General features: G+C 73.5%; 26 protein-coding genes, 4 tRNA genes and 1 riboswitch. Of the genes, 11 read left to right on the top strand and 19 right to left on the bottom strand.

The annotated features are described in order from the left end of the window. The first annotated feature begins 22 nt into the window (after positions 1-22). Complete coding sequence (locus BGP79_RS10095) at positions 23-517, top strand: SRPBCC family protein (protein WP_076695092.1); 495 nt, start codon at positions 23-25, stop codon at positions 515-517. Between the two features lie 67 nt (positions 518-584). On the opposite strand, the gene BGP79_RS10100 is transcribed toward BGP79_RS10095, so the two are convergent. Then, the gene (locus tag BGP79_RS10100; protein WP_076695093.1) at positions 585-1991 is read right to left on the bottom strand and encodes a PLP-dependent aminotransferase family protein; all 1407 of its coding nucleotides are present in this window, start codon (positions 1989-1991) and stop codon (positions 585-587) included. A gap of 31 nt (positions 1992-2022) precedes the next feature. On the opposite strand from BGP79_RS10100, the gene BGP79_RS10105 reads away from it, so the two are divergent. The 3 genes from BGP79_RS10105 (at position 2023) to BGP79_RS10115 (ending at position 4268) form a co-directional block, all read left to right on the top strand. Further along, on the top strand, positions 2023-2928 hold the full coding sequence (locus BGP79_RS10105) for a DMT family transporter (RefSeq protein ID WP_233121376.1): 906 nt from the start codon (positions 2023-2025) through the stop codon (positions 2926-2928). Continuing rightward, a complete protein-coding gene (locus BGP79_RS10110; RefSeq protein ID WP_076695097.1) occupies positions 2928-3530 on the top strand; it encodes an FMN-binding negative transcriptional regulator in 603 nt (200 codons plus the stop codon). Before BGP79_RS10105 ends, BGP79_RS10110 begins: the two co-directional genes overlap by 1 nt. Positions 3531-3638: 108 nt before the next feature. Then, positions 3639-4268: a TIGR03085 family metal-binding protein gene (locus BGP79_RS10115; RefSeq protein WP_076695099.1), complete on the top strand. Its 630-nt coding sequence runs from the start codon at positions 3639-3641 to the stop codon at positions 4266-4268. A 64-nt stretch (positions 4269-4332) separates the two neighbouring features. Here the strand turns inward: BGP79_RS10115 and hisF are convergent, their stop codons facing one another. From hisF to BGP79_RS10195, 16 genes are all read right to left on the bottom strand, one after another. Then, the gene (gene hisF, locus BGP79_RS10120) at positions 4333-5106 is read right to left on the bottom strand and encodes an imidazole glycerol phosphate synthase subunit HisF (protein ID WP_076695101.1); all 774 of its coding nucleotides are present in this window, start codon (positions 5104-5106) and stop codon (positions 4333-4335) included. A gap of 24 nt (positions 5107-5130) precedes the next feature. Next, positions 5131-5973, bottom strand: coding sequence for an ATP phosphoribosyltransferase (hisG, locus tag BGP79_RS10125; RefSeq protein WP_076695103.1), 843 nt, complete (start codon positions 5971-5973; stop codon positions 5131-5133). A 41-nt stretch (positions 5974-6014) separates the two neighbouring features. Continuing rightward, on the bottom strand, positions 6015-6278 hold the full coding sequence (locus BGP79_RS10130) for a phosphoribosyl-ATP diphosphatase (protein ID WP_076695376.1): 264 nt from the start codon (positions 6276-6278) through the stop codon (positions 6015-6017). A 10-nt stretch (positions 6279-6288) separates the two neighbouring features. Beyond that, positions 6289-6801, bottom strand: a complete 513-nt coding sequence (gene ribH / locus BGP79_RS10135) for a 6,7-dimethyl-8-ribityllumazine synthase (RefSeq protein WP_076695105.1) — start codon at positions 6799-6801, stop codon at positions 6289-6291. Then, positions 6798-7604: a 3,4-dihydroxy-2-butanone-4-phosphate synthase gene (gene ribB / locus BGP79_RS10140; protein WP_076695107.1), complete on the bottom strand. Its 807-nt coding sequence runs from the start codon at positions 7602-7604 to the stop codon at positions 6798-6800. Before ribB ends, ribH begins: the two co-directional genes overlap by 4 nt. Further along, the gene (locus BGP79_RS10145; RefSeq protein ID WP_076695109.1) at positions 7601-8359 is read right to left on the bottom strand and encodes a riboflavin synthase; all 759 of its coding nucleotides are present in this window, start codon (positions 8357-8359) and stop codon (positions 7601-7603) included. Before BGP79_RS10145 ends, ribB begins: the two co-directional genes overlap by 4 nt. A 1-nt stretch (position 8360) precedes the next feature. Further along, on the bottom strand, positions 8361-9521 hold the full coding sequence (ribD, locus tag BGP79_RS10150) for a bifunctional diaminohydroxyphosphoribosylaminopyrimidine deaminase/5-amino-6-(5-phosphoribosylamino)uracil reductase RibD (RefSeq protein ID WP_076695110.1): 1161 nt from the start codon (positions 9519-9521) through the stop codon (positions 8361-8363). Continuing rightward, a complete protein-coding gene (gene pnuC, locus BGP79_RS10155; protein WP_076695111.1) occupies positions 9518-10207 on the bottom strand; it encodes a nicotinamide riboside transporter PnuC in 690 nt (229 codons plus the stop codon). Before pnuC ends, ribD begins: the two co-directional genes overlap by 4 nt. Positions 10208-10330: 123 nt before the next feature. Continuing rightward, a riboswitch (FMN riboswitch) is annotated at positions 10331-10486 on the bottom strand. 116 nt (positions 10487-10602) lie between these two features. Continuing rightward, positions 10603-11253, bottom strand: a complete 651-nt coding sequence (gene rpe, locus BGP79_RS10160; protein WP_076695113.1) for a ribulose-phosphate 3-epimerase — start codon at positions 11251-11253, stop codon at positions 10603-10605. A 50-nt stretch (positions 11254-11303) separates the two neighbouring features. After that, positions 11304-13148: an RsmB/NOP family class I SAM-dependent RNA methyltransferase gene (locus BGP79_RS10165; protein WP_076695115.1), complete on the bottom strand. Its 1845-nt coding sequence runs from the start codon at positions 13146-13148 to the stop codon at positions 11304-11306. After that, on the bottom strand, positions 13141-14100 hold the full coding sequence (gene fmt / locus BGP79_RS10170) for a methionyl-tRNA formyltransferase (RefSeq protein ID WP_076695117.1): 960 nt from the start codon (positions 14098-14100) through the stop codon (positions 13141-13143). Before fmt ends, BGP79_RS10165 begins: the two co-directional genes overlap by 8 nt. After that, complete coding sequence (gene def / locus BGP79_RS10175) at positions 14097-14735, bottom strand: peptide deformylase (RefSeq protein ID WP_076695119.1); 639 nt, start codon at positions 14733-14735, stop codon at positions 14097-14099. The genes fmt and def overlap by 4 nt, the downstream gene beginning before the upstream one ends. Positions 14736-14831: 96 nt before the next feature. After that, entirely contained in the window at positions 14832-15815 is a 984-nt protein-coding gene (locus BGP79_RS10180) for a cytochrome (RefSeq protein ID WP_233121379.1), read from the bottom strand. A 147-nt stretch (positions 15816-15962) separates the two neighbouring features. Next, positions 15963-16034, bottom strand: a tRNA-Val gene (locus BGP79_RS10185). A 36-nt stretch (positions 16035-16070) separates the two neighbouring features. Continuing rightward, a tRNA-Cys gene (locus BGP79_RS10190) sits at positions 16071-16144 on the bottom strand. Between the two features lie 82 nt (positions 16145-16226). Beyond that, positions 16227-16299 (bottom strand) — tRNA-Gly (locus tag BGP79_RS10195). Between the two features lie 244 nt (positions 16300-16543). Here BGP79_RS10195 and BGP79_RS10200 point away from each other — a divergent pair. Both BGP79_RS10200 and BGP79_RS10205 read left to right on the top strand, forming a co-directional pair. Further along, positions 16544-16615, top strand: a tRNA-Val gene (locus BGP79_RS10200). A gap of 210 nt (positions 16616-16825) precedes the next feature. Further along, positions 16826-17191, top strand: coding sequence for an antitoxin (locus BGP79_RS10205; RefSeq protein ID WP_076695123.1), 366 nt, complete (start codon positions 16826-16828; stop codon positions 17189-17191). 126 nt (positions 17192-17317) lie between these two features. Here the strand turns inward: BGP79_RS10205 and zapE are convergent, their stop codons facing one another. After that, on the bottom strand, positions 17318-18352 hold the full coding sequence (zapE, locus tag BGP79_RS10210; protein ID WP_076695124.1) for a cell division protein ZapE: 1035 nt from the start codon (positions 18350-18352) through the stop codon (positions 17318-17320). A 200-nt stretch (positions 18353-18552) separates the two neighbouring features. Between zapE and BGP79_RS10215 the strand changes: the two genes are divergently transcribed. Both BGP79_RS10215 and BGP79_RS10220 read left to right on the top strand, forming a co-directional pair. Next, positions 18553-19473: a sulfurtransferase gene (locus BGP79_RS10215; protein WP_076695126.1), complete on the top strand. Its 921-nt coding sequence runs from the start codon at positions 18553-18555 to the stop codon at positions 19471-19473. Positions 19474-19630: 157 nt separating this feature from the next. Next, positions 19631-20104: a SufE family protein gene (locus tag BGP79_RS10220; protein WP_076695128.1), complete on the top strand. Its 474-nt coding sequence runs from the start codon at positions 19631-19633 to the stop codon at positions 20102-20104. A gap of 231 nt (positions 20105-20335) precedes the next feature. On the opposite strand, the gene BGP79_RS10225 is transcribed toward BGP79_RS10220, so the two are convergent. Then, entirely contained in the window at positions 20336-21577 is a 1242-nt protein-coding gene (locus BGP79_RS10225; RefSeq protein ID WP_076695130.1) for an alpha/beta hydrolase, read from the bottom strand. Positions 21578-21743: 166 nt separating this feature from the next. On the opposite strand from BGP79_RS10225, the gene BGP79_RS10230 reads away from it, so the two are divergent. From BGP79_RS10230 to BGP79_RS10240, 3 genes are all read left to right on the top strand, one after another. After that, positions 21744-22220 carry a hypothetical protein gene (locus BGP79_RS10230; RefSeq protein ID WP_076695132.1) on the top strand — a complete coding sequence of 159 codons (477 nt, stop codon included), beginning with the start codon at positions 21744-21746 and terminating at the stop codon, positions 22218-22220. Positions 22221-22385: 165 nt separating this feature from the next. Then, on the top strand, positions 22386-22835 hold the full coding sequence (gene msrB, locus BGP79_RS10235; protein WP_143588373.1) for a peptide-methionine (R)-S-oxide reductase MsrB: 450 nt from the start codon (positions 22386-22388) through the stop codon (positions 22833-22835). 81 nt (positions 22836-22916) lie between these two features. Further along, positions 22917-23552, top strand: a complete 636-nt coding sequence (locus tag BGP79_RS10240) for a DUF3000 domain-containing protein (RefSeq protein ID WP_083701782.1) — start codon at positions 22917-22919, stop codon at positions 23550-23552. Positions 23553-23613: the final 61 nt, after the last annotated feature.

Here is a 23613-nt window from a genome sequence, read left to right on the forward strand (position 1 = left end):
GCGCCTGTGTCAGGCTGAGCGCATGACCCGACCCATGAGCGTGTCCGACAGCATCGAGATCGCCGCCCCCGCCTCGACCATCTACGGCGAGGTGGCCGATCCGGCCCAGATGGGCCGCTGGAGCCCGGAGAACCGGGGCACCCGGGAGCCGAGTCGCGGAGCCCTCGCGGTCGGGGACACGTTCGTCGGCCACAATCGGCGCGGGTTCGCCCGCTGGTCCACCGCCTGCACCGTCATCGCGGCGCAGCCCGGCGAACGGTTCGCCTTCCGGGTGCACCGGATCGGCGTCGGCCGGCCCCTGATCAGCGCGCCCATCGCCACGTGGGCGTACACCTTCGAGCCGACCGCCACCGGGACCCGCGTCACCGAGACCTGGCAGGACGACCGGACGACGTGGTCCGACGCCTGGGCCGCGCGGTTCGACCGGTTCGTGACGAAGGGCCGGCTCTTCCACGAGTTCCAGGCCGGCAACATCCGCCGCACGCTCGCCCGGCTCAAGGCCGACCTGGAGGGCTGAGACCGGCACCGGTCGCGCTCCGGCCCCGGCCGACGTCGCTCAGCCGCCGGCCGTCACCCGTCGTCCGTCAGCGGGCGGCCAGCACCCGGCCGAGGATGGCCGCCGCCTCGGGGAAGCGTTCGGGGTCCTCGCCGCCGTAGTTGGCGCGGACGTACGGCCCGGAGGGCTCGGCCGGGAACCACTCGGTGCCCGGGGCGATGATCAGGCCCCGGCTCTCGCAGTCCCGCACGATCTCGGGCACGTCGCTGCCGTCGGGCAGCCGCAGCCACAGGTTGAGCCCGCCGGCCGGGACCGTCTCCACGTGCACGGTGGGGGCGTGGTCGCGCAGGCTCGCCAGCAGCAGGTCCCGGCGGGCGCGCAGCTGCTCCCGCAGGCCGCGCAGGTGCGTGCGCCAGCCGGGCTGGGTGACGACGTCGAGCGCGGCGGCCTGCAGGATGCCGCTGACGTACATCGACTCCGCGGCACGGTCGGCGAGGATGCGGTCGCGCGCGGGCCCGCGGGCGATGACGGCGGCGACGCGCAGCGCCGGCGAGACGCTCTTGGTCAGCGAGCGCAGATAGATGACGTGCCCGTCCGTGTCGAGCGCCGCGAGCGGGTGCGGGTCCGCGTCGATGGCGAGGTCGTGCGCCCAGTCGTCCTCGATCAGGAACGCGCCGTGCCGGCGCACGCTCTCCAGCACGGCCAGGCCGGTCTCCGCCGGCCACCGGCCGCCGGTCGGGTTGGCGAAGGTGGGCTGGGCGTAGAACGCCCGCGCCCCGGTCCGGGCGAGGGCGCGGTCGACGTCCACCGGGTCCGGCCCGTCGGGTCCCGACGGCAGCGGCACGAGCGTCACCCCGGCCTGGTCCGCGGCGAGGATCGCCCCCCAGTAGCTCGGCGACTCGATGAGCAGCGGTTGGCCGGGGCCGACCACGGCGCGGAAGATCGAGCTCAACCCGCTCTGGCTGCCCGAGAGGACGAGCGTGTCCCGCGGCGCGGCCGGGGTGACGCCGGCGGGGGCGGCGCTCGCGAGCTCGGCGGCGAACCACGCCTGCAGCTCCGGCAGTCCCGCCGCGGGCGCCCGGCGCAGGGCGACGTCGCTGCGGGCGGCGCGGGCCAGCGCCTGCCGGACCAGCCGCTCCGGCAGCAGATCCCGCGACGGGTAGCCCATGTGCAGCCCGATGGCGTCGGGGGCGACCGACCGCTGCGTCGAGGACAGGGTGGAGCCGCGGACCTGCGCCGCGCCGAGCGCGGCGGTCTGCCAGCCGTGGTCGACGGGCGCCGCCGTGCGCACGGCGCGCACGAAGGTGCCGACCCCGGGACGGCTCTCCACCAGGCCGAGCCCGATCAGCTGCCGCATCGCCTTCTGCACCGTGACCGGACTCGCGCCGTACTCGGCGACGAGGGCGCGGTTGGACGGGAGCCGGGCGTCCGGCCGGGCGTCGCCGATCCACGCGCGCAGGCCGGTGACGATCCTGCTCGTGCTATCGTCGTTCATGACGATAGAGAGTAGCGCTACCCACTCGGTGATGCCACTGCTACCCGGCATGTCGTCCCGCACCACCGGCTGGTGGTGGGGACTGCTCGGCATCGTGGCCTTCTCCTTCACGGTCCCGTTCACCCGCGTGGCCGTCACCGCCTTCCCGCCGCTGTTCATCGGCTCGGCCCGCGGCGTGATCGCCGCCGCGCTCGCCGCCACCGTGCTCGCGGTGACCCGGCAGCGGCGTCCGACGGCCCGTCAGTGGCTGCGCCTCGGCGTCGTGGCCGGTGGGGTGGTCGCCGGTTTCCCCCTGCTGACCTCCTTCGCCCTCACCACGGCCCCCGCCGGCCACAGCGCCGTCGTCATCGGCCTGCTGCCCGCCGCCACCGCGGTGATGGCGGTGCTGCGCGGCCGGGAACGCCCGGCCCGCTCCTTCTGGTTCCTCGCCGCCCTCGGTGCGGTGGTCACCGTCGTCGTCGCGTCCCTGCAGAACGGCGGCCTCGGCGCCCTGCACTGGTCCGACCTGCTGCTGTTCGGCGCGGTCGTCGCCGCGGCGGTCGGCTACGCCGAGGGCGGGCTGCTCGCTCGCGAGCTCGGGTCGTGGCAGACGATCTCCTGGGCGCTCGTGGTCGCGGCCCCCGTGATGACGGTGTGCTGCCTGGCCTCCGTCGCCGGCCGGGACCTCTCCGGCACCCCGGCCGCGTGGCTGGCGCTCGCCTACCTCGGGGTGATCAGCATGTTCCTCGGCTTCTTCGCCTGGTACCGGGGTCTCGCGATCGGCCCCATGGCCCAGGTCAGCCAGGTCCAGCTCGTCCAGCCCGTCCTCAGCATCGCCTGGGCCGCGCTGATCCTGCACGAGCGGGTCGGCTGGCCCACCGTCGTCGGCGGCCTCGCGATCATCGCCTGCGCCGCCCTCGCCGTCCGTACCCGTCTGCACCGGAAGGTCCCCGCCTGATGCGCCACACCCCCCGATACCTGATGACCGACCCCGCCGAGGTCAAGCGGCTCGTCACCGCGCACCCGTGGGCCACCTTCGTCTCGGCCACGAGCCGCGGCCTCGTCGCCTCGCACTACCCGGTGCTGCTGATCGACGACGACGGCGGGGACGAGATCGTCCTCGCCAGCCACGTCGGCCGCCCCGACGACGAGCTGCACGAGCTCGGGCAGCACGAGATGCTCGTCATCGTGCAGGGCCCGCACGACTACGTGTCCCCGAGCTGGTACGCGGCGGGCGACCTGGTGCCGACGTGGAACCACGTCACCGCGCACCTCTACGGCACCCCGCAGGTGCTCACCGACGAGGAGAACTGGGCCATGCTCAACCGGCTCACCGACCACTTCGAGCAGCACCGGCCGGGCGGTCGCAGCCTCGGGGAGGACGAGCCGGCCACCCGCCGGGCCGCGCGCGGCACCGTCGGCCTGCGCCTGCGCGTGGACCGGTTCGAGGCCCGCGCCAAGCTCAGCCAGAACAAGAGTCCCGAGGTCCGCGCGCACATCACGGACCAGCTCGCCCGGCACAACGCCGCACTGGCCGCGGAGATGCGGCGACAGGGCTGACACGGTGCTGACACGAGGCGATGCCGGCAGGGGCCGTCACCCGGAAGGGTGGCGGCCCTTGCTGCGTGCACCGCGGTTCCTCTCGGATACCGTGCTACGTTCGCCCTGATGGACTTCGTGCAGCTCTCCCGGGAGGCGCTGGCCGAGACGCTGCTGGCGGCCGGCCCGGGCCGTGACACGCTGTGCGAGGGCTGGCGCACCCAGGAACTCGCCGCGCACCTCTACCTGCGCGAGCACCGGCCCGGCGCCGCCGCCGGCATCGCCCTGCCTCCGCTGGCCGAGCGGACCGAGCGCCGCACGCGCGAGCTGGCCGCCACGGCCTCCACGCGCACCGACTTCGCCACGCTCGTCGACCGCTTCCGTCGTGAGCCCAGTCTGCTCAGCCCCCGGCGCCTCCCGCAGCTCGCGGCCCGGGTCAACCTGCTCGAGTACTTCGTCCACACCGAGGACGTGCGCCGCGCCGTCGACGAGTGGGCGCCACGGATCCTGGACGCCGACTACGAGGCCGCGCTGTGGGAGCGGCTCGTCGCCTTCGCCGGCCTGGCCTACCGGTCGGCCGGCGTCGGCGTCGTCCTGGTGGACCCGGAGGGATACCGGCACGTGGCCCGCCGCGCCGCGGACTCCGTCGCCGTGGTCGGCGCACCCGGAGAACTGCTGATGCACGCCTCCGGCCGGCGCGCCAACGCGCTGGTCACCGTCGAGGGATCCCCCGAGGCCGTCGCGGCCCTGCGGGGCTGACCCGACCGGCGGGTTTCGGCCCGGGATCGCCTCAATCCGGCAACGCCGACGTGCGGGACATGCCTCAGCGGACGGGGTGACCCGCCGCGCGGATCGCGGCCTTGACCTGGGCGATCGCGTCGTCGGGGCCGAAGTGGAACACCGAGGCCGCCAGCACGGCGTCCGCCCCCGCGTCCACCGCCGGCGGGAAGTGCGCCGGCTCGCCCGCCCCGCCCGAGGCGATCAGCGGAACGCCCACGACGGCCCGCACCGCGGCGATCAGCTCCAGGTCGAAGCCGTCCTTGGTGCCGTCCGCGTCGATCGAGTTGAGCAGGATCTCCCCCACCCCGCGCTCGGCGGCCTGCCGCGCCCAGGTCAAGGCGTCGATGCCGGTGCCCCGGCGTCCCCCGTGGGTGGTGACCTCGAAGCCGGAGTCGGTGCGGTCGCCGTCGCGGACCCGCCGGGCGTCGAGGGAGAGCACGAGCACCTGGGAGCCGAAGCGGGTGACGATCTCGTCGATCACCTCGGGCCGGTCCACCGCGGCGGTGTTGATGGAGGCCTTGTCGGCGCCCTCGCGGAGCAGCCGGTCGACGTCCGCGGCGGAGCGCACGCCCCCGCCCACGGTCAGCGGGATGAAGACCTCCTCGGCGGCGCGGCGCACGACGTCGTACGTGGTCGCCCGGTTGCCGGAGGAGGCGGTGACGTCGAGGAAGGTCAGCTCGTCGGCGCCGGCCCGGTCGTACCGGTGGGCCAGCTCGACGGGGTCACCGGCGTCGCGCAGTCCCTCGAACCTCACGCCCTTGACCACCCGCCCGGCGTCGACGTCCAGGCACGGGATGACGCGGATCGCCACGCTCATGTCGGTCTCCTTCGATGCGGCGCGTCAGATCCGGGCGGCGTGGATGGCGCTGGTGAGGATGGCGCGGGCGCCGAGTTCGTACAGCTCGTCCATCATCCGGTTGGTCTGGCTGCGCAGCACCATGGCGCGGACCGCGACCCACTCGCCGTCCCGCAGCGGGGAGATGGTCGGCGACTCGAGGCCCGGCGTGATCGCGGAGGCGGCGTCGACCAGCTCGGCGCGGATGTCGTAGTCCATCATCACGTAGCGGCGGGCGACGAGGACGCCCTGGAGGCGCCGGATCAGCACGTCCAGGCCCTCGGGCTCGTGCCCGTCCCGGCCGATCAGCACGGCCTCGGAGCGCAGGATCGGGTCCCCGAAGGTCTCCATGCCGGCCGCGCGCAGCGTCGTCCCGGTCTCGACGACGTCGGCGATCGCGTCGGCGACGCCGAGCCGGACGGAGGACTCGACGGCGCCGTCGAGCCGGACCACCGACGCGTCGATGCCGCGCTCGGCGAGGTAGCGGCGCAGCAGCCCGTCGTAGCTGGTGGCCAGGCGACGGCCCGCGAGCTGCTCGATGGCGCTGTACCGGCCGACTGGGCCGGCGAAGCGGAAGGTCGACGCGGCGAAGCCGAGCTCCATCAGCTCGACCGCCTCGGCACCGGAGTCCAGCAGCAGGTCACGGCCGGTCAGCCCGACATCGAGCGTGCCGGAGCCGACGTACACGGCGATGTCGCGGGGCCGGAGGTAGAAGAACTCGATGTGGTTCTCCTGGTCCGTGAGGACCAGTTCCCGGCTGTCCCGGCGCTGCCGGTAGCCGGCCTCGCTGAGCATGGTGGTGGCGGCTTCGGACAGGGAACCCTTGTTGGGGACGGCGACGCGGAGCATGGTGGTCTCTTCCTGATCAGGTCTGACGGCGGAGGGGCGGCCTACAGATGTCGGTAGACGTCCTCGAGCATCAGGCCCTTCGCGATCATCATCACCTGCACGTGGTAGAGCAGCTGCGAGATCTCCTCGGCCGCCTCCTCGTCGGTCTCGTACTCGGCGGCCATCCACACCTCGGCGGCCTCCTCCACGATCTTCTTGCCGATGCCGTGCACGCCGGCGTCCAGCTCCGCGACGGTGCGGGAACCGTCGGGGCGGTCGGCGGCCTTGGCGCGCAGCTCGGCGAAGAGGGAGTCGAAGGATTTCACGGCGTCCACGTTACCGTCGTCCCGCTGCTGCCCCGGTATCGGCGGCGGCGGCGCCCGTCACACCGGCGAGAACGGCGGCCGTGTTCAGCGCCGCGGCGGCCGCCTCGAAGCCCTTGTCCTCGCTCGAATCCTCCAGGCCGGCGCGGTCGAGGGCCTGCTGCTCGGTGTCACACGTCAGGACACCGAAGCCGACCGGCACCCCGGTGGCGACCGAGACGTCGGTCAGGCCCGTCGTGGCGGCCGAGCAAACGTACTCGAAGTGCGGGGTGCCGCCGCGGATGACGACACCGAGGGCGACGACGGCGTCCACGGTCGGGGCCAGCCGCGCGGCGGCGACGGGCAGCTCGAAGGAGCCGGGCACGCGGACCTCGACGGCGGTCGCGCCGGCGGCGGCGACGGCGCGGCGGGCGCCGTCGAGCAGTCCGTCCATCACCTGCTCGTGCCAGGAGGCGGCGACGATCGCGACGCGCAGGTCCTTCGTGCCGGGGTCGAGGGTGGGCTGGGGGGCGCCGTGGCCGCTCATCGGGAATCCTCTCGGAGGGTGGAGTCGGTGCTGAAATCGGTGGTGCTGGGGTCGGTGGTGGTCCGGTCGGTACTGATCGGCTCGGTGCCGCCGCCGTCCTCCAGCGGGTGACGGCCGAGGTGGACGATCAGGTCGGCGATGCTGATCAGCCTCAGGTCGTGCTCGTCGGCGAACGCGCGCAGGGCCGGCAACCGCATCATCGACCCGTCGTCGTGCACCAGCTCGGCGATCACGCCGACGGGCCGGTGCCCCGTGGCCAGGCACAGGGCCACGGCGGCCTCGGTGTGGCCGGGCCGGACGTCGAGCAGGCCGTCCACGGCGATCAGGGGAAAGACGTGACCGGGCCGGGTGAGATCCCCGGCCGTCGCGGCGGGGTCGGCCAGCACCGTGGCGGTGCGTGCGCGGTCCGCCGCGCTGATGCCGGTGCTCACGCCGCTCGCCGCGTCCGTCGACACGGTGTAGGCGGTGCCCTTCGGGTCCTCGTTGACGGCCAGCATGGGCGGCAGCGCCAGCTGCGCGGCGCGCTCGGCGGTGAGCGGCACGCAAATCACCCCGGAGGTGTACCGGACGGTGAAGCCCATCAGCGCGGCGTCGGCCCGTTCGGCCGGGAAGATGATGTCGCCCTCGTTCTCGCGGTCCTCGTCGTCCACGACGACGACGGGACGGCCCGCGCGCAGGGCGGTCAGGGCCGCCTCGATCGGATCGAGCGTCACGGCGCCGGCGGCGGCCGTCGTCGCCGCGATCGTGGTCTCGCCGGTGGCGGCGCTGGCGTCGGCCGAGGCCGGGGTGGTCACACCGCTCATGCCTGCACTCCTGCGTCCGTCGTCGGGTTGGTCGCTGCGCTCGTCGTCGCGGCCGGCCGCGTGGCGACCGCGCCGAAGGCGGCGAGGCGGGCGGCGTACTTGGCCATCACATCGACCTCCAGGTTGACGGGGTTGCCCGGCGTCAGCGTCCCGAGGGTCGTGACGGCCAGGGTGGTGGGGATGAGGCCGACCTCGAACCAGTGCTCGGCGGCGTCGGCGTCGCTGACCGCGGTGACCGTCAGGGACACCCCGTCGACGGCGACGGAGCCCTTCTCCGCCAGGTAGGGCGCGAGGGTCGCGGGCACGGCGAAGCGCAGGCGCTCCCAGTCGCCCAGGTCCTCGCGTTCGGCCAACCGGGCGACGCCGTCGACGTGACCCTGCACGATGTGGCCGTCGAACCGGCCGGTGGGCTGCAGGCAGCGCTCGAGGTTGACGGTGTCACCGGCGCTCAGGGCGCCGATGGTCGTGCGCCGCAGGGTCTCCCCCATCACGTCGAGCCGGACGGTCCCGGCCGCGCCGCTCGCGGCGGTCGCGGGCAGCTCCCCGACGGCATCGACGCCGTCGGCGCCGGTGCCGGCGTTCAGCGCGGGGTCCGTCGTCGCGGTCAGGCAGACGCCGTTGACGGCCAGCGAGCCGCCGAACGGCAGGTCGGCCGCGGCCTCGTGCGCGGTCAGCGTGAGCACGGCGCTGTCGCGCGCCGGGTCGAGCACGATGTCCCGGACGGTGCCCTGGTCGGTGATGATGCCGGTGAACATGTCAGCCCTTCTTGCCGGTGGCGGAGTGATCGGAGGTCTGGGGTCGGTCGAGCGGGTCGAGGGTCTCGGGGTCGAGCTGGACGGCCGTCCCGTCCACCGGCCGGAAGCGCAGCCGGGTGTCCGGGCCGAAGCGCGTGGCGGCGCCGCCGCCGGCCTCGTCGGGCTCGAACCGGAGGGCGTCGTCGAGCGTGTCCAGACCGAGATCGGGGAACGCGGGCCGGCCCCCGATCAGCAGGGGCGCCTGGTAGACGATGAGTTCGTCGACCAGGCCGGCCCGCGCGAACGCCGCGCTGAGCCGGGGACTGCCGTCGATCAGGACGTGCCGGGTGCCGTCGGCGTAGAGCGCGGCCAGCGCCTCGTCCGGGTCGTGGGTGGGCAGGGCGCGGAAACGCCCGTCGTCGCCGCGGACCGCGGCCTCGGCCGGGACCGGGCGAAGGCCCATGACGACGCGACGCGGCTGCCGTCCGGCCGGGGTGCCGTCCGGGTGGCGGGCGGTCAGGGTCGGGTCGTCGGCGAGGACCGTGCCGGTGGAGACGAGGACGGCGTCGGCGAGCTCGCGCAGGCGGTGGCCGTCCTGCCGGGCGGCGGGGCCGGTGATCCACTGGCTCGTGCCGTCCGCCGCGGCCACCGCGCCGTCCAGGCTCTGGGCGATCTTGAGGGTCACGAACGGCCGGGTGCCGACGACGTCGAGCCACCGGCGGTTCAGGTCGAACGCCTGGTCGGCGAGCAGGCCGTCGCGCACGTCCACGCCCGCGGCCCGCAGCCGGTGGGCTCCCCCGGCGGCGGCCCGGTGCGGGTCGCCGATGGCGTGCACGACGGAGCGGATGCCGACGGCCAGGATGGCCTCGGTGCACGCACCGGTGCGGCCCGTGTGGTTGCACGGTTCCAGCGTCACGACCATGGTCGCGGCGGCGATCTGCTCGGGGCTCGCCCCGGCGGCTGCGGCCCGGTGCAGGACGTCGACCTCGGCGTGGTCCGTCCCGGCGCCGCGGTGGTGCCCGACGGCGATCAGCCGGCCGTCGACGTCGAGCAGGGCGGCGCCGACGAGGGGGTTCGCGCCGCGGACGCCGGTGGCGGCGGCCCGCAGCGCGGCGGCCATGGCGTGCTCCTCGGCCAGGGTGAACCCCGCGTCGGTGGTGTGGTGATGCGTCGTCGCGGTCATGACTCGACCCGCGGATCCGGGAACACGGTCTCGACGCGCGGCGCCTGGGCCTGGTTGCGGTAGCGCCACCAGACGAAGAAGCCGGTGAGCGTGAACCCGCCGTAGATGATGTACATGATGGCGGACGCCCAGTAGCCGGCCGAGATCAGCAGGGGCACGCCGACGATGTCGACGGCGACCCAGATCAGCCAGAACTCGACCCAGCCGCGGGCCATGCCGAGGGTGGCGAGCAGCGAGCCGACGAAGATCCAGGCGTCGGCCCACACCGGCTCGTAGCTGCCGAGGGCGCGGAACGCCGGGGTGAGCACACCGGTGCCGACCACGAGGGCGATGACGAGGCGGACGCGGGTGAGGTTGGAGGCCCAGCGGGGGGTCACGGCGGTGCCGCCGTCGCCTCGGGACTGGCGCCACCGGTACCAGCCGTAGATCGAGACGACGATGAACATCACCTGGCGGCCGGCCTGGCCGAGCAGGTTGACCGGGTTCGGGGAGCCGAAGACCGCCCCGAGGAAGACGGTGAAGAGCAGCACGTTGCCGACGATGCCGACCGGCCACGCCCACACCTTGCGGCGCATCCCACCGAAGGCGCTGACCAGGCCGAAGACGTTGCCGAGCACCTCGCGCCACAGGATGAAGCCACCACCGATGGTCAGCTTCGCCTCGAACAGCCATCGCAGGACGTCCACGGGCCCGTTCCCTTCCTCGCCGATCCGTTCACTGACGGTTCCGGGGCGAGGGTGCGCACGAGGGCCGGGACGGCGACGACCGCTGTCCCGGCGACGGGCCCGGCTGTCGCCGGACGTCGCGCGCGACGTGCTTCTCCCATCCAGACTGTGACTGTCGGTGCCGGAATTCCACCGGCTCAACCGATGCGCGTCCCGCGGTGGCTGAGCCACCGGGATCGACGCACCGGGTCGCGGACTTTGACCGCCGGTTCGGAATTTCACCGACCCCGGAGCACGTACCCGCTCATTATGGCACGGGGCACGCGGGCGACGCCGTTCGGTCCGTCACGGTGACGTCAGCGAGCGGGCCGGTGCGAGGGGTGACGCCCGGCGGACAGCCCGAGCGCGCGTCCGCCTCAGCAGCCGCCGGCGGCCCGGCGGAGATCCGCGATCACGGACGCGGCGTCGTCGGCCCCGTAGACCGAGGAGCCGGCGACGAACACGTCGGCCCCGGCGTCGGCGGCGGCTACGATGGTCTCCGCGGTCACGCCCCCGTCCACCTGCAGGGCAACTGCGGCCCCCGAGCCGTCGATCGCGGCCCGGGCCCGACGCAGTTTGGGCAGCATGACGTCGAGGAACGCCTGGCCACCGAAGCCGGGCTCGACCGTCATCACGAGCAGTAGGTCCATCTCGGCGAGCAGGTCCAGCCACGGCTCGACCGGGGTGGCCGGACGCAGGGCGACGCCGGCCCGCGCACCGAGGGACCGCAGTTCCCGCGCGAGGCGGACGGGCGCGCGCGCCGCCTCGGCGTGGAACGTGACCGATGCCGCCCCCGCCTCCGCGTAGCCCGGAGCCCAGCGATCGGGATCCGCGATCATCAGGTGCACGTCCAGCGGGATCGGGCTCACCTGCTGGAGGCGCTGAACGACCGGCAGCCCGAGCGTCAGGTTCGGCACGAAGTGGTTGTCCATGATGTCCACGTGCACGCTGTCCGCGTCGGCGATCCGGCCCAGCTCCGCCTCGAGGTTCGCGAAGTCGGCCGAGAGGATGCTCGGGTGGATCCTCACGGGCCGGTGCCCTGATGCGGGCGAGGTCGATGGCGCGGGTGCGGACTCGGTCACGGGGCCTCCGTCGTGCGGGTGTGCTGCGTGCTGGTGTTCTGCGTGCGGGTGTTCTGCGTACTGGTGGTCTGCGTCGTGGTGTTCTGCGTGCCGGCGCTCGGGGCGTCCGCGTTCGCGGGCACCCGCAGCAGCGCCAGGAACATGGCGTCCGTGCCGTGGACGTGCGGCCAGAGCTGGGCGGTGCGGGGACCGGGAGCGTCCCGGTCGGAGCCCTCGATGCCGCCCGCGTGCAGCGGGACGAGGGCGGCGTCGTCGAGCACGGCCGGGGTGTCGAGCAGTTCCACCCCGGGATACGCGCGCAGCACGTCGTCGACGACGGCGACCGTCTCCGCCGGGTGCGGCGAGCAGGTCGCGTAGGCGACGACGCCGCCGGGACGGGTCGCCGCGATCGCGGAGCGGAGCAGGTCACGCTGCAGGGCGCCGAGCTGGGCGACGTCCGCGGGGGTGCGCCGCCAGCGCGCCTCGGGACGGCGGCGCAGGGCGCCGAGACCGGAGCAGGGCACGTCCACGAGGACCCGGTCGTACCGGCCGGTCTCCTCGGCGCCGATGTCCCGTGCGTCTCGTTCGGTGATCCGCCACGCGGCCTCGGGCACGGCGCCGAGTGCCCGGCGGACCAGGTCCGCCCGGTGCGGGGCCGGCTCGTTGGCGGTCACCGTGGCGCCGCTCTCGAGGGCCAGCGCGGCGAGCAGCGCGGCCTTGCCGCCGGGCCCGGCGCATCCGTCGAGCCAGCGTTCGCCGTCGGTACCGTCGATGTCCGCGTCGCCGGTGCTCGCGGGCTGGACCGGCGCGGCGGCCAGGACGCGGGCGACGAGCTGGGAGCCGACGTCCTGGATGCGGACGGTGCCGTCCTGGACACCGGTGAAGCGGCTCAGGTCCCCTGCGGCGATGGAGGCGGATCCGGCGGCGAGCTCACCCTCGTGGGCCCCGGCGGCGAGCACCTCGTCGAGGTCGCCGAGGCCGGGCAGGGCCACCAGGTTGACCACCGGGGCGGCGTTGTCGGCCGTGAGCAGGTCGGTCAGTTCGCCGGCGTCGCGGCCGTGGGCGACGAGCGCCTGCCGCATGGCGCGCACGACCCACGTCGGATGGCTGTAGCGCAGCCCGGCGGCGGTGGTGTCGTCCACGCCGGCGGTCAACTCCTGCAGCCAGTCGTCGAGCGAGCGCTCGGAGACACGCCGCAGCACCGCGTTGATGAACCCACTGGGCCCGGCGCCGATCGCCTCCCGGGCCAGCGCCACGGTCTGGTCGAGGGCCGCGTGGGCGGGCACCCGCATCGCGAGCAGCTGGTGGACGCCCAGGCGCAGGGCGTCGCGCACGGGAGCGTCGACCGACTCGAGGGGACGGTCCACACAGCGGGCGAGGATCGCGTCCCAGGTGCCGAGCGAACGGAGCGATCCGTAGGCCAGTTCGGTGGCGAAACCGGCGTCGCGTCCACTCAGCCCGTGGCGGCGCAGCCGGGCCGGCAGGACCAGGTTGGCGTAGGCGTCGTCGGCGCTGACGGCACGCAGCGTCTCGAAGGCGGCCAGACGGGCCGGGTCGGACGTGCGTCCGCGGCGGGCCGGCGCGGACGCGCTGAAGCTGCGCTCACCACCGCGGTTGCGTTCACGGCCCTGCGCGTTCCGGCGGACCTCTCCGCCGCCGCGTGCCCCGCCGCCTCGGTTCTCGCCGGCGCCACGCGGCTGCCGGTCCCCGGCCTGACGCCGGTCGTCGCCTGCGCCTGAGGGACGGCCGGCGCGATCGCCGCGGTCGTCCCGCCGGTTCCCGCCGGCACGGCCACCAGCACCTGCCCGACCGCGATCGTCACGCCGGTCACGGTCGTGACCGTTCCTGTCGTTGTCAGCCAAAACGGATCTCCTGACCGTGCTGGGCGCCACGCCACCAGTCCGCGGCGGGCATCGGGGTACGTCCGGCGGGCTGCACGGTGCTCAGCACGACCGCGCCGTCACCGGCTCCGACCAGCACCGTCCTGCCGTGTCCGGCCACGAGGCCGGGCTCGAGCGCGGGCGGTTCGTCGACACGGGACGAGGCGTCCGCACGCGCGGCGTCCCGGACCGGACCGAGCTTGACGCGCTGCCCGTCCAGCATGGTCCAGGCTCCCGGTTCGGGGGTGACGCCGCGACTGCGGGCGTCCAGCGCCGCGGCGGAGGCGGACCAGTCGAGTCGCCCGTCCTCCAGGCTCAGCTTCGGGGCGAGCGTGACGTCACCGGTCTGCTCGGTGGCGTGCGCCGATCCGTCGGCGAGGCCGTCGAGCACGCCGGCCAGCAGGTCCGAGCCCGTGACGGTGAGGGTCTGCAGCAGCGACGTCGCCGTGTCGTCCGGCCCGATCGGCGCGGTGACCGTGGCGTACACGGGGCCGGTGTCCAGACCGGTGCGCAGGGCGAAGACGCTCGCGCCGGTCTCGGTGTGCCCGTCAATGATGGCCCGCTGGGCGGGGGCGGCCCCGCGGTAGGCGGGAAGCAGGGAGAAGTGCAGGTTGAGCCAGCCGTGGCGGGGAAGGTCCAGCGCGGCAGCGGGCACGAGCGCGCCGTAGGCGACGACGACGGCCACGTCGAGGTCGAGAGCAGCCAGCTGGGACCGGACGTCGTCGTCGACCCGGGCGGCCTTGATCACCGGCAACCCCGCCTCGACGGCGGCAGCGGCCACCGGCGACGGCGTGAGCACACGCTTGCGCCCGAGCGGCGCGTCGGGCCGGGTGAGCACGGCGACGATCTGCCGGTCGGTCCCATCGAGCCGCTCCTGCAGCCGGCGGAGCGAATCGGCCGCCGTCTCCGGGGTACCCGCGAACAGGATCCTCATCGGCCGCCGCCGAAGAAGCTCGCGCCGGGAGCGGCAGCCCTGCCCGGTGCACTCGTCGGCGCGGCCCCGGTCGTCCCGCGGTGCGGCGTCGTCACGCTGCCGGCGGCATCGAGGTCCCGCCGTTCGGCCTGCACCTGGTCGACGGCGGAGCGCCAGTCGTCCGTGCGCAGCGCCGCCATCACGGTGCGCCGCTCGTCGCCGATCAGCCGGTCGAGGTAGAGCATCCCGTCGAGGTGGTCGGTCTCGTGCTGGAGGCAGCGGGCGAGCAGCCCCTCGCCGGTGACGGTCACGGGAGCGCCCCCGACGTCCACGCCGGTGACGGTGGCCCGCTGCGCGCGAGTGGTGTGGCCGCCGATCGCCGGGACGGAGAGACAGCCCTCCATGCCGGCCTGCGTCTCCTCCTCGATCGTGAGGACGGGATTGACGACGTGCCCGGAGGAGCCGTCCACCTCCCAGGTGAAGACGCGCAGCCCGACGCCGACCTGCGGGCCGGCGAGCCCGACACCTCCGACGGCGATCATCGTCTCGTGCATGTCCTCGACCAGCCGGGCGAGGGCGTCGTCGAACCGGGTCACGGCCTCGGCCCGGGTCCGCAGGATCGGGTCACCCAGCACCCGGACGGGCAGTATCGCCATCGCTGTCGTCGCGCTCCTCGTGTCGTCGTCCGGGCCCCGTGTGGTCCGGTCCGGCGCTCCAGTCTAGTGGTCGGGACGCCGACGCCGACGAACCGCTCAGGCGCCCGACGAGGACCCGGCGAGCGCGGAGACGGCGGTCGATCCGGACGGGGTGCGGTGCGTGGTCCCGGCCTCGGCGTCGGTGATCGCCGACGACGCGGCGGCGTCCTGCGCACCGGAACCGGCGGTCGCGGCGCTCGATGCCGGCGGCGGCGCGATGGGCAGCAGCGCCCGGCCGGCTGCGGTGGCGTCCGTAGAGGTCTCCCACACGCGGCGCAGCGAGCAGAACTTGTACCAGTGGTGGGCGAGGACGTCGTCGCGGGCTCGCATCGGCCGCACCTCGGTCTGCCCGATGGCGACCGGCAGCAGCAGCGGGTTCGCGCCGTACGGGAAGGCCTCCCAGGTGCCGGCCACCGGGTCGACGAGGATCTCCTGCGCCTTCATGCCGGCCACCAGCTGCATGACGACCTTGTCGTCGAGGGCCTTGACGAAGCCGTCCCGGTCCGTGCCCTTGGTCTTGAAGTCGATCAGGCACACCCGGCCCCCGATGCGGGCGACCAGGTCGAGGGTGCCGGCGTAGCCGACCTCGTGGTTCCACACGGTCACCTCGGCGGCCAGGGGCTCCACCGCGTACGCGTCCCACCACTCGTCGAACCGGTCCGCGAAGGGGTGCTCGTCGTGCTGGGCGAGGTCCTCCCGGGCCTCCCGCACGCGGTGCTCCCGGTCCAGGTGCCGGAGGGCGACCTGCTCGGCGTAGTAGTGCACACGGTCCCCGCGCTCGGCGGCACGGTCGCGGTACCGCTCGGCGGCGGCCGCGGACTCCCGCACGAGAGCGCGCAGCTGCCCCGGATCGGCCGAGGCGCCGCGCAGCTCCGGGTGGGAAGCCAGGTGGTTCGCGGCCATGTAGCCGGACCAGCCGGTCAGGTCCATGGCCTGCTGGCCGATGACGGTGGTGATGGACGGCACCGTCGGCGGCGCACTCGTCGATCTCGAGTACATCCGTCCGTGTTCGGTCTGGTGCGCCAGCCTCGGTTGCGTCATGCCTTCACTCTCCCACCGGCCACCGACGTTTCTCCAACGCCCGCGCCGGGCTCGGCCCGGATGGGGTGCGCAGGGCCGCTCGGCCTTCGTGTGTCAGGCCCCGGACGCACGAAGGCCCCGGCGGTCACCCGCCGGGGCCTTCTGTCGTGCGCGATACTGGGATCGAACCAGTGACCTCTTCCGTGTCAGGGAAGCGCGCTACCGCTGCGCCAATCGCGCCCATGTCGCCGTCGGAGGGTCGGAACTCTCCGGGGCTGGAGGTGGGGACGGGATTCGAACCCGCGTATACGGCTTTGCAGGCCGCTGCCTCGCCTCTCGGCCACCCCACCGTGACCAGGTGGTCCACTCGGACCGCCGTCCGGAGGCCGGACTGGAGGTCCGGATCACCGACTGACTGAACAGTGACGTGCGAGCGGACGACGGGATTCGAACCCGCGACATCCACCTTGGCAAGGTGGTGCTCTACCAGCTGAGCTACGTCCGCATGAAGAAACCGGCCCGCCTCGGGGCGGTGCCGCCGTGTTCTTGCGAGAAATGACTCTACAGGCGTCCCGGCGCAGTTCCAAATCGGCCGGTGATCCCTGTGTTCGCGCGGATTTCACGGTCTCGTGACCGCACCGACATCCCGCCCTCCACCGAGCCGTCCAGGGCGGTCCACACCGATTTCGCGCCCGGTTCCGACTCCGCTACGATGGTGAATCGCTGCCCGGCCTGCGGGTGGCACGCGAGGGCGATTAGCGCAGTGGTAGCGCGCTTCGTTCACACCGAAGAGGTCACTGGTTCGAACCCAGTATCGCCCACCGCATCGAGGGTCCCGGAGTCGCTCCGGGGCCCTCTCTCGTCGTCAGGACCGATCTCGGCGGTCGAGCCCGTGCCGTTCACCGGGCATGGCATTCCGCTCGCCGTGAAACCGGCGAACTCGGCGCCGTCACCCGGGTCTCCCGCGAGCCGACTGCTCTAGCATGGTTCGCACACGGAGGCGACGGGCCTCCCGGCAGAGAGGAGGTGGCATGTCTGCTTTCGACAATCTGAAGGGCAAAGCCTCGGGCCTGTTCGACAAGGCCGCTGACGCCGTCCGCGGTCATGAGGATCAGGTGAAGCAGGGCATCGAGAAGGCCGGTGACTTCATCGACCAGAAGACCGGCGGGAAGTATGCCGACCGCATCGATTCCGTGCAGCAGAAGGCCGGCGACGCCGTGAACCGCCTCGGTTCACAGGACCGGCCCGGCGAGACGGGAACCACCACGGGCACCACGCCCGGCAGTGGCACCGGAACGCCGAGCACGGGAACGCCCGGTACCGAGACCCCCTCCGCGCCCACCGAGGACGCGACGCAGCCCGACCCGACGAAGGTGGACCCCGACCTGGGGCGCTGACGCCTAAGCGGGTGACCGCGGCCGCGTGAGGCCGACGGAGGACTGCCCAGACGAATGATCGAGCCGTGAGCCGGCGTCACCTGCGGGTGGCGTCGGTTCACGTGTGTCCGGGCCCGGACGACGCCGTCAGCCGGCGGTGCCGCCCTCGCGCGTCAGCGCGGTCAGGCGGGACACCGCCCGGAAGTACTTCTTCATGTAGCCGCCGGCCATCATCTCCTCGGAGAAGAGCCGGTCCAGCGGCTCGCCGCTGGAGATGATCGGCACGTCCTTGTCGTAGAGCCGGTCGGCGAGGACCACGAACCGCAGGGCCTGGTCCTGCCGGGTGATGGTCTGCACGCCTCGCCAGGCGACGACGTCGACGCCGTCGATCAACTGCCGATACCGGCTCGGGTGGACCTTCGAGAGGTGCTCGACCAGGGTCTGGACGTCGTCGAGCGCGACCGTCCTCCCGTCCTGCGCCGCGGCGTCGGCGGCGGCGGAGACCGCGTCGTCCGTCAGCGGCTCGGGGGCGGCGGGCAGCCCGCGGTGCCGGTAGTCCTCGCCGTCGATCCGCACGACGTCGAACTGGTCCGCCAGCACCTGGATCTCCCGCTTGAAGTCGACCGCCGCGAACCGACCCTCGCCGAGGGCCCCGGGCAGCGTGTTGGAGGTGGCGGCGAGCTTGACGCCCGCGTCGGCGAGCTCACGCATCAGCCGGGACATCATCACCGTGTCGCCCGGGTCGTCGAGCTCGAACTCGTCGATGCACACCAGCCGGTAGCGCTGCAGCTCGTCGACGGCGCGGCGGAAGGACATGGCCCCCACGAGGTTCGTGTACTCGACGAAGGTGCCGAACGCCTTGGGACCCTCCACCGCGTGCCACAGCGAGGCCAGCAGGTGGGTCTTGCCGACGCCGAAGCCGCCGTCGAGATAGATCCCGGCCTTGGTCTCGGGCGGCCGGGAACCGAAGAGCTTGCGCCACCCGGACGGAGCGGGCGCCTCGATGGCCGCGGCGAAGGACTTCAGCGCGTGCACCGCTTCCGTCTGCGTGGGCTGCGCGGGGTCCGGACGGTAGGTGTCGAACGAGACCTCCCCGAAGCGCGGTGACGGATGGAATCCGGCCAGCAGGTCGTCGGCGGAGACCGTCGGCTGTCGGTCGACCAGGTGCACGATCTCGCCCACGGCGTCAGTCCTCCCAGGGTGGTGCGTCGGTTCTCGATGCGTACCCACAGTACGGCAGCACCCCTCTCCCCCGACGGTCGCGTGCCCCTGCGCGCGGGGGTGACGGCGGATGACGCCGACGGCATCGGGGCCGGACACACCCCGGTGGCCACGGCTAGGGTGGGGGCTGGATCAGACCCCGACCGGAAGAAGGATGTCCGATGACCATCGCAGCGGATGCGAACGAGAAGTTCCGCGGCTACGCGCACCCCGACCGGCTCGTCTCGACCGACTGGGTGGCCGAACGCGTCGACTCCGCGCACCCCGAGCACGGTGACTTCGTCCTGGTCGAGTCCGACGAGGACGTGCTGCTGTACGAGACCGGGCACATCCCGGGTGCGGTGAAGGTCGACTGGCACACGGACCTGAACGACCCGGTGACCCGCGACTACGTCGACGGCGCGACCTTCGCCCAGCTGATGAACAGCAAGGGCATCTCCCGCGACACCACCGTCGTCATCTACGGCGACAAGTCGAACTGGTGGGCCGCGTACGCCCTGTGGGTCTTCACCCTCTTCGGCCACGAGGACGTCCGGCTGATGGACGGTGGCCGCGACAAGTGGGTCGCCGAGGGCCGCGACCTGACCACGGAGGCATCGGACCCGGCCGCGGGCGGCGACTACCCCGAGGTCGAGCGCTCCGACGCGCAGATCCGGGCCTTCAAGGAGGACGTGCTCGCCCACTTCGGCAAGCCGCTCATCGACGTCCGCTCCCCCGAGGAGTACTCCGGCGCGAAGACCCACATGCCGGCCTACCCGCAGGAGGGCGCCCTGCGCGGCGGTCACATCCCGTCCGCGGCGTCTGTGCCGTGGGCGAAGGCCGCCGCCGAGGACGGCTCCTTCAAGTCCCGCGAGGAACTGGAGAAGGTCTATCTCGACGGTGCCGGTCTGAAGGATGGCGACGACGTGATCGCCTACTGCCGCATCGGCGAGCGGTCCAGCCACACCTGGTTCGTGCTCTCCCACCTGCTCGGCTTCGAGTCCGTCCGCAACTACGACGGCTCCTGGACCGAGTGGGGCAACGCAGTGCGCGTGCCGATCGCCACCGGTGACGCACCGGGCGAGGCTCCCGCCGCGCGCTGACGCCGCTGCTCCCCAGCGACGGGCGTCGCGGACCACCCGGTCCGCGGCGCCCGTCGTCGTCCCGGCCGCCGATCGTGAGCCTCGTCCGGCTCGGCCGCACCGGCGGTGTGGTGTGCGCGACGGCGCGAGAACGCCCGCGCGCCTAGACTGAGTGATCGTGAGCACCACCCCCAACTCCCCCGCCCTGCCCGACAAGCTCGCCGAGATCGTCGACGACTTCCAGGCCGTCGACGAGCGCGAGCGCCTCCAGCTCCTGCTCGAGTTCTCCCGGGAGCTGGCGGACCTGCCCGCGGAGTACGGCAAGCATCCGGAACTGCTCGAGCAGGTCGTCGAGTGCCAGACGCCGCTGTTCGTCAAGGTCGACGTCGCCGACGGTGGCGACCGGGTCGACCTGCACTTCTCGGCGCCCGCCGAGGCGCCCACGACGCGCGGCTTCGCCAGCGTCCTGCAGCAGGGCCTCGCCGGATCGACCGCGGCCCAGGTGCTCGCCGTCCCCGAGGACACCCCCGACATGCTCGGCCTCACCCGTGCCGTCACCCCGCTGCGGATGCGCGGCATGGGCGCGATGCTGATGCGGATCAAGCGTCAGATCGCCCAGCAGCTCGCCGCGCAGGGCGCCGCCGCTTCCTGACCCGCCCCGGGCGGGCCCCGCATCGATTTCGTCCGCCGAGTGTGCGGATAACGCACCCATTCGGGCCGGATGACTGCAGTATCCGCACACTCGGCGAAGACCTCGTCGCCCAGTGGACGGACGACGTCACCCCCGGGCCTGTACGCCGCAGCAACCGTCCACTCGACACCCGGGCCCGTACGCCGCATCAACCGTCCACTCGCCGCCGACCCAGGACGCCGAGAGCCTCAGCTAGCGCGGGGCCGGCGCCGACCCGCGCAGCGCCGTGGGCAGCCAGTCGGCGACGACGGCCTCCCACCGCTCCGGGTCCACGTTCCACTCCTTGGTGTGCCGTGCGGCGTCGAAGGGCACGAACCGGACGAACTCCGGGTTGCGCCGGGCCAGCTCCTCGGACGGGCCCGCGGGCACGAAGTCGTCGTCCACCGAGTGGATGATCAGGGTCGGGGTGTGCAGGTGCTCGGCGCGGGAGACCCAGTCCATGCTCTTCAGGTCCACCGGGGCCACGAGCCCGGTCACGGCCCGGCCGGCGGAGTGGGAGATCATCAGCTGCGAGAACTGGCCGATCGAGTCCGGCACCCGGTTCAGCCTCGCCTGGTATCCGAGCACGTCCGTCCAGTTCACCACCGGGGCGTCGAGCACGAGGGCGGCGATCCGGTGCGCCCACGTCGACTGGTCGACCGTCTGCAGGGCCACCGCCCCGCCCATCGAGTACCCCAGCAGCACGATCCGCTCGGCCCCGTGGTCGAGGGCGTACGCGATGGCCGCGTCCACGTCCCGCCACTCGGTCCCGCCGAGGCCGTAGCGGCCGCCGTCCGCGCGGGGCGCCTCCCCGTCGTTGCGGTACGCGATCGCGAGCATGGTGTGCCCGAGCCGGTGCATGACGGCCGCGCCGCGCAGGGTCTCGCTGCGCCGGGCCCCGCGCCCGTGGATGCCGATCACCCAGGTCGACGCCTCGGGGGCGTGCGGGTCGTCGGGGTCGATCCGCCAGGCCGGAGCCAGGCCCGCCGGGGTGCCGATCTGCACGTCGACGTGAGCCAGGCCGAGCTCGCCGGGGTCGGCGATGATGTCGCCGGACCACCAGCCCCGGGTGGCGGCCGCGAGCGCGGCCTCGTCGCCCCCGGTCACGGCGCGGGTCACGGTCGACCCGTCGAGCGAGAGGATCTCCCCGATCAGCGCGCGACTGGCTCCGCCGCCGACGTAGAGCGCATACCGGCCGGGCACGGTCGTCTCCGCGGTGGCGGGCAGGACGACGCGGCGCTGTCCGGCCACGCCCGCAACGGCAAGGATCTCGAGGTCCTCGCGGCGGCGATTGGGGATGACGATCATGCGCGCGTAGTAGGCGGCCAGACCGGACGACGTGGCCGCGAGCACCGAGGCCACCGCGGCTCCTGCCGCCAGCCCGGTGCCACCCCAGCGCAGCCAGGGCAGCACCGCACCGGCCGCGCCGGTGCGCCCACGGGAGTCCATCGCCATGGCCCATTCGTACCACGCAGCCCTGAACGCCGGACGGCAGGCACAACCCAGCCGGACGGCAGGCACAACCCAGCCGGACGGCAGGCACAACCCAGCAGAGCAGAGCACCGCCACGGAGCGACACCGGCTCGGGACCCGGGACCCGCTCCCCCACTAGACTTCCCGCATGAGCGAGACCATCGTCGTGCTGACCGAGCAGCCGCTGCTGGACGCGGATGCCGCCAACCTGACCGCCCTGCACCCCGACGTCGACGTCGCCTTCCACGTCGTCCTCCCGGGCCGCACCGGCCGGTCCCTGCTGGTCGAGCTGATCGACCGGCTCAGCCTCTTCGAGCTGCCCGAGCGTGGCGGTGACGAGCACGGCCCGACGGATCGGCCCCGGCCGGAGGAGGCGCTGCGCACGTCGCTGGAGGTCCTCGAGCGCGCCGGTGCCGCTGTCACCGGGGAGGTCGCCGCGGAGAAGCCGGTCGACGCCCTGGTCGCCGCCGTCCGCGCTCACGACGCTCGCGAGGCCGTCGTGATCACCGTCCCGCACGCCGTCGAGGACACCTTCCACACCGACTGGGCGACCCGCGCGCAGGACAAGCTGGGCCTGCCCGTCCTGCACCTCTACTCGGGCTCCAGCTTCATCGGCGACTCCTGACCGGCACCTGACCTGCACCTGACCGGCACCGCCGAGCGGGCCCCGCACCGGAATACGGGTACCCGCGCGCCGCGTTGACACCAGTGGGCCGGGACCCGGCCCGACAGCATCCGGAACCCCAGCATCTCCACATCAGGGATCTCGACCGCGAACCGAGGAGCATCCGTGACCGATCAGCCGACCAGCACCGTGACCAAGTCCGAGGACGAGTGGCGCCAGGAGTTGACGCCCGAGGAGTTCGCCGTGCTGCGCCGCGCGGGAACCGAGCGCCCCTACACCGGCGAGTACTGGGACAGCCACGAGACCGGCGTCTACCAGTGCCGCGCCTGCGGCGCCGAGCTGTTCCGCAGCGACACCAAGTTCGACTCCCACTGCGGCTGGCCGTCCTTCTACGCCCCGCTGGCCGAGGAGCGCGTCCGCTACATCCACGACCGCACCATGGGTATGGACCGCGTCGAGGTGCGCTGCGCGACCTGCGACTCCCACCTCGGCCACGTGTTCGAGGGCGAGGGATACGGCACCCCGACCGATCTGCGCTACTGCATGAACTCCGTCTCGATGCGCCTCGTGCGCGACGACGGTGACGACGATGGGTCACCGGCCGCACAGGGCTGACCCGTCCGCCGGGCCGGGGCGCGCGCACGTGTGCGGCGCGCCTCGATCCCCGGCTCCACCCCGGCCACTAGTGTTCCGAGGGTGACCACGATCGGCGGCCTGGAGCACGCGCCGGCCGACTTCATCACGGCCCTGGGCGCCCTGCGGCGGGCGCGCGTGCGCCGGGAACTCGCGCTCCACGAGATTCCCGCTCCCAGCCGCCTCGCGCCCTTCGCCGTCGCGCTCGGCGCCGACGTGACCGCCAGCGGACCGACCCTCACTCCGGTGCACGGCCCGGCGCGGCTGGCCCTCGGCAGCGACGACACACCCGAGCTGGCCCACGGCCGCTTCATCCTTCTGCACGACCCGGACGGTTCCCCGGTGTGGGACGGGCACTTCCGTATCGTCACCTACATCCGGGCCGAGCTCGAGCCCGAGATGGGCAACGACCAGATGCTCGGCTCGGTCGCCTGGACGTGGCTGCAGGAAGCCCTCGCCGATCACGGCGCCGCCTTCCGGCAGGCCGGCGGCACCGCCACTCGCATCCTCTCGGAGAGCTACGGCTCGCTCGCGGACCGCCCGGACGCCGTGGACATCGAACTGCGCGCGTCCTGGACTCCGGCCGACGCGGACGTCACCGACCACCTCGAGGCGTGGGGCGACATGGTGTGCACCTTCGCGGGCCTGCCGCCGCTGCCCGAGGGCGTCACCTCACTGCCGGGCCGGCGCCTGACCTGAGCGACCGTCCGGTCGGGTCGGGTGCCGTGCCGTCGCGTTCCCGCCCGGCCGGTCTCGCCGT

The sequence above is a fragment of the Tersicoccus sp. Bi-70 genome, assembly GCF_001968825.1.
Taxonomy (GTDB): Bacteria; Actinomycetota; Actinomycetes; order Actinomycetales; family Micrococcaceae; genus Tersicoccus.

Bases quoted from the DNA above. Each gene is read 5' to 3' on its own strand.
- BGP79_RS10095 (WP_076695092.1), top strand. From the start codon at position 23: ATGACCCGACCCATGAGCGTGTCCGACAGCATCGAGATCGCCGCCCCC.
- BGP79_RS10100 (WP_076695093.1), bottom strand. From the start codon at position 1,991: ATGAACGACGATAGCACGAGCAGGATCGTCACCGGCCTGCGCGCGTGG.
- BGP79_RS10105 (WP_233121376.1), top strand. From the start codon at position 2,023: ATGCCACTGCTACCCGGCATGTCGTCCCGCACCACCGGCTGGTGGTGG.
- BGP79_RS10110 (WP_076695097.1), top strand. From the start codon at position 2,928: ATGCGCCACACCCCCCGATACCTGATGACCGACCCCGCCGAGGTCAAG.
- BGP79_RS10115 (WP_076695099.1), top strand. From the start codon at position 3,639: ATGGACTTCGTGCAGCTCTCCCGGGAGGCGCTGGCCGAGACGCTGCTG.
- hisF (WP_076695101.1), bottom strand. From the start codon at position 5,106: ATGAGCGTGGCGATCCGCGTCATCCCGTGCCTGGACGTCGACGCCGGG.
- hisG (WP_076695103.1), bottom strand. From the start codon at position 5,973: ATGCTCCGCGTCGCCGTCCCCAACAAGGGTTCCCTGTCCGAAGCCGCC.
- ribH (WP_076695105.1), bottom strand. From the start codon at position 6,801: ATGAGCGGCCACGGCGCCCCCCAGCCCACCCTCGACCCCGGCACGAAG.
- ribB (WP_076695107.1), bottom strand. From the start codon at position 7,604: ATGAGCGGTGTGACCACCCCGGCCTCGGCCGACGCCAGCGCCGCCACC.
- BGP79_RS10145 (WP_076695109.1), bottom strand. From the start codon at position 8,359: ATGTTCACCGGCATCATCACCGACCAGGGCACCGTCCGGGACATCGTG.
- ribD (WP_076695110.1), bottom strand. From the start codon at position 9,521: ATGACCGCGACGACGCATCACCACACCACCGACGCGGGGTTCACCCTG.
- fmt (WP_076695117.1), bottom strand. From the start codon at position 14,100: ATGAGGATCCTGTTCGCGGGTACCCCGGAGACGGCGGCCGATTCGCTC.
- def (WP_076695119.1), bottom strand. From the start codon at position 14,735: ATGGCGATACTGCCCGTCCGGGTGCTGGGTGACCCGATCCTGCGGACC.
- BGP79_RS10180 (WP_233121379.1), bottom strand. From the start codon at position 15,815: ATGACGCAACCGAGGCTGGCGCACCAGACCGAACACGGACGGATGTAC.
- BGP79_RS10205 (WP_076695123.1), top strand. From the start codon at position 16,826: ATGTCTGCTTTCGACAATCTGAAGGGCAAAGCCTCGGGCCTGTTCGAC.
- BGP79_RS10215 (WP_076695126.1), top strand. From the start codon at position 18,553: ATGACCATCGCAGCGGATGCGAACGAGAAGTTCCGCGGCTACGCGCAC.
- BGP79_RS10225 (WP_076695130.1), bottom strand. From the start codon at position 21,577: ATGGCGATGGACTCCCGTGGGCGCACCGGCGCGGCCGGTGCGGTGCTG.
- BGP79_RS10230 (WP_076695132.1), top strand. From the start codon at position 21,744: ATGAGCGAGACCATCGTCGTGCTGACCGAGCAGCCGCTGCTGGACGCG.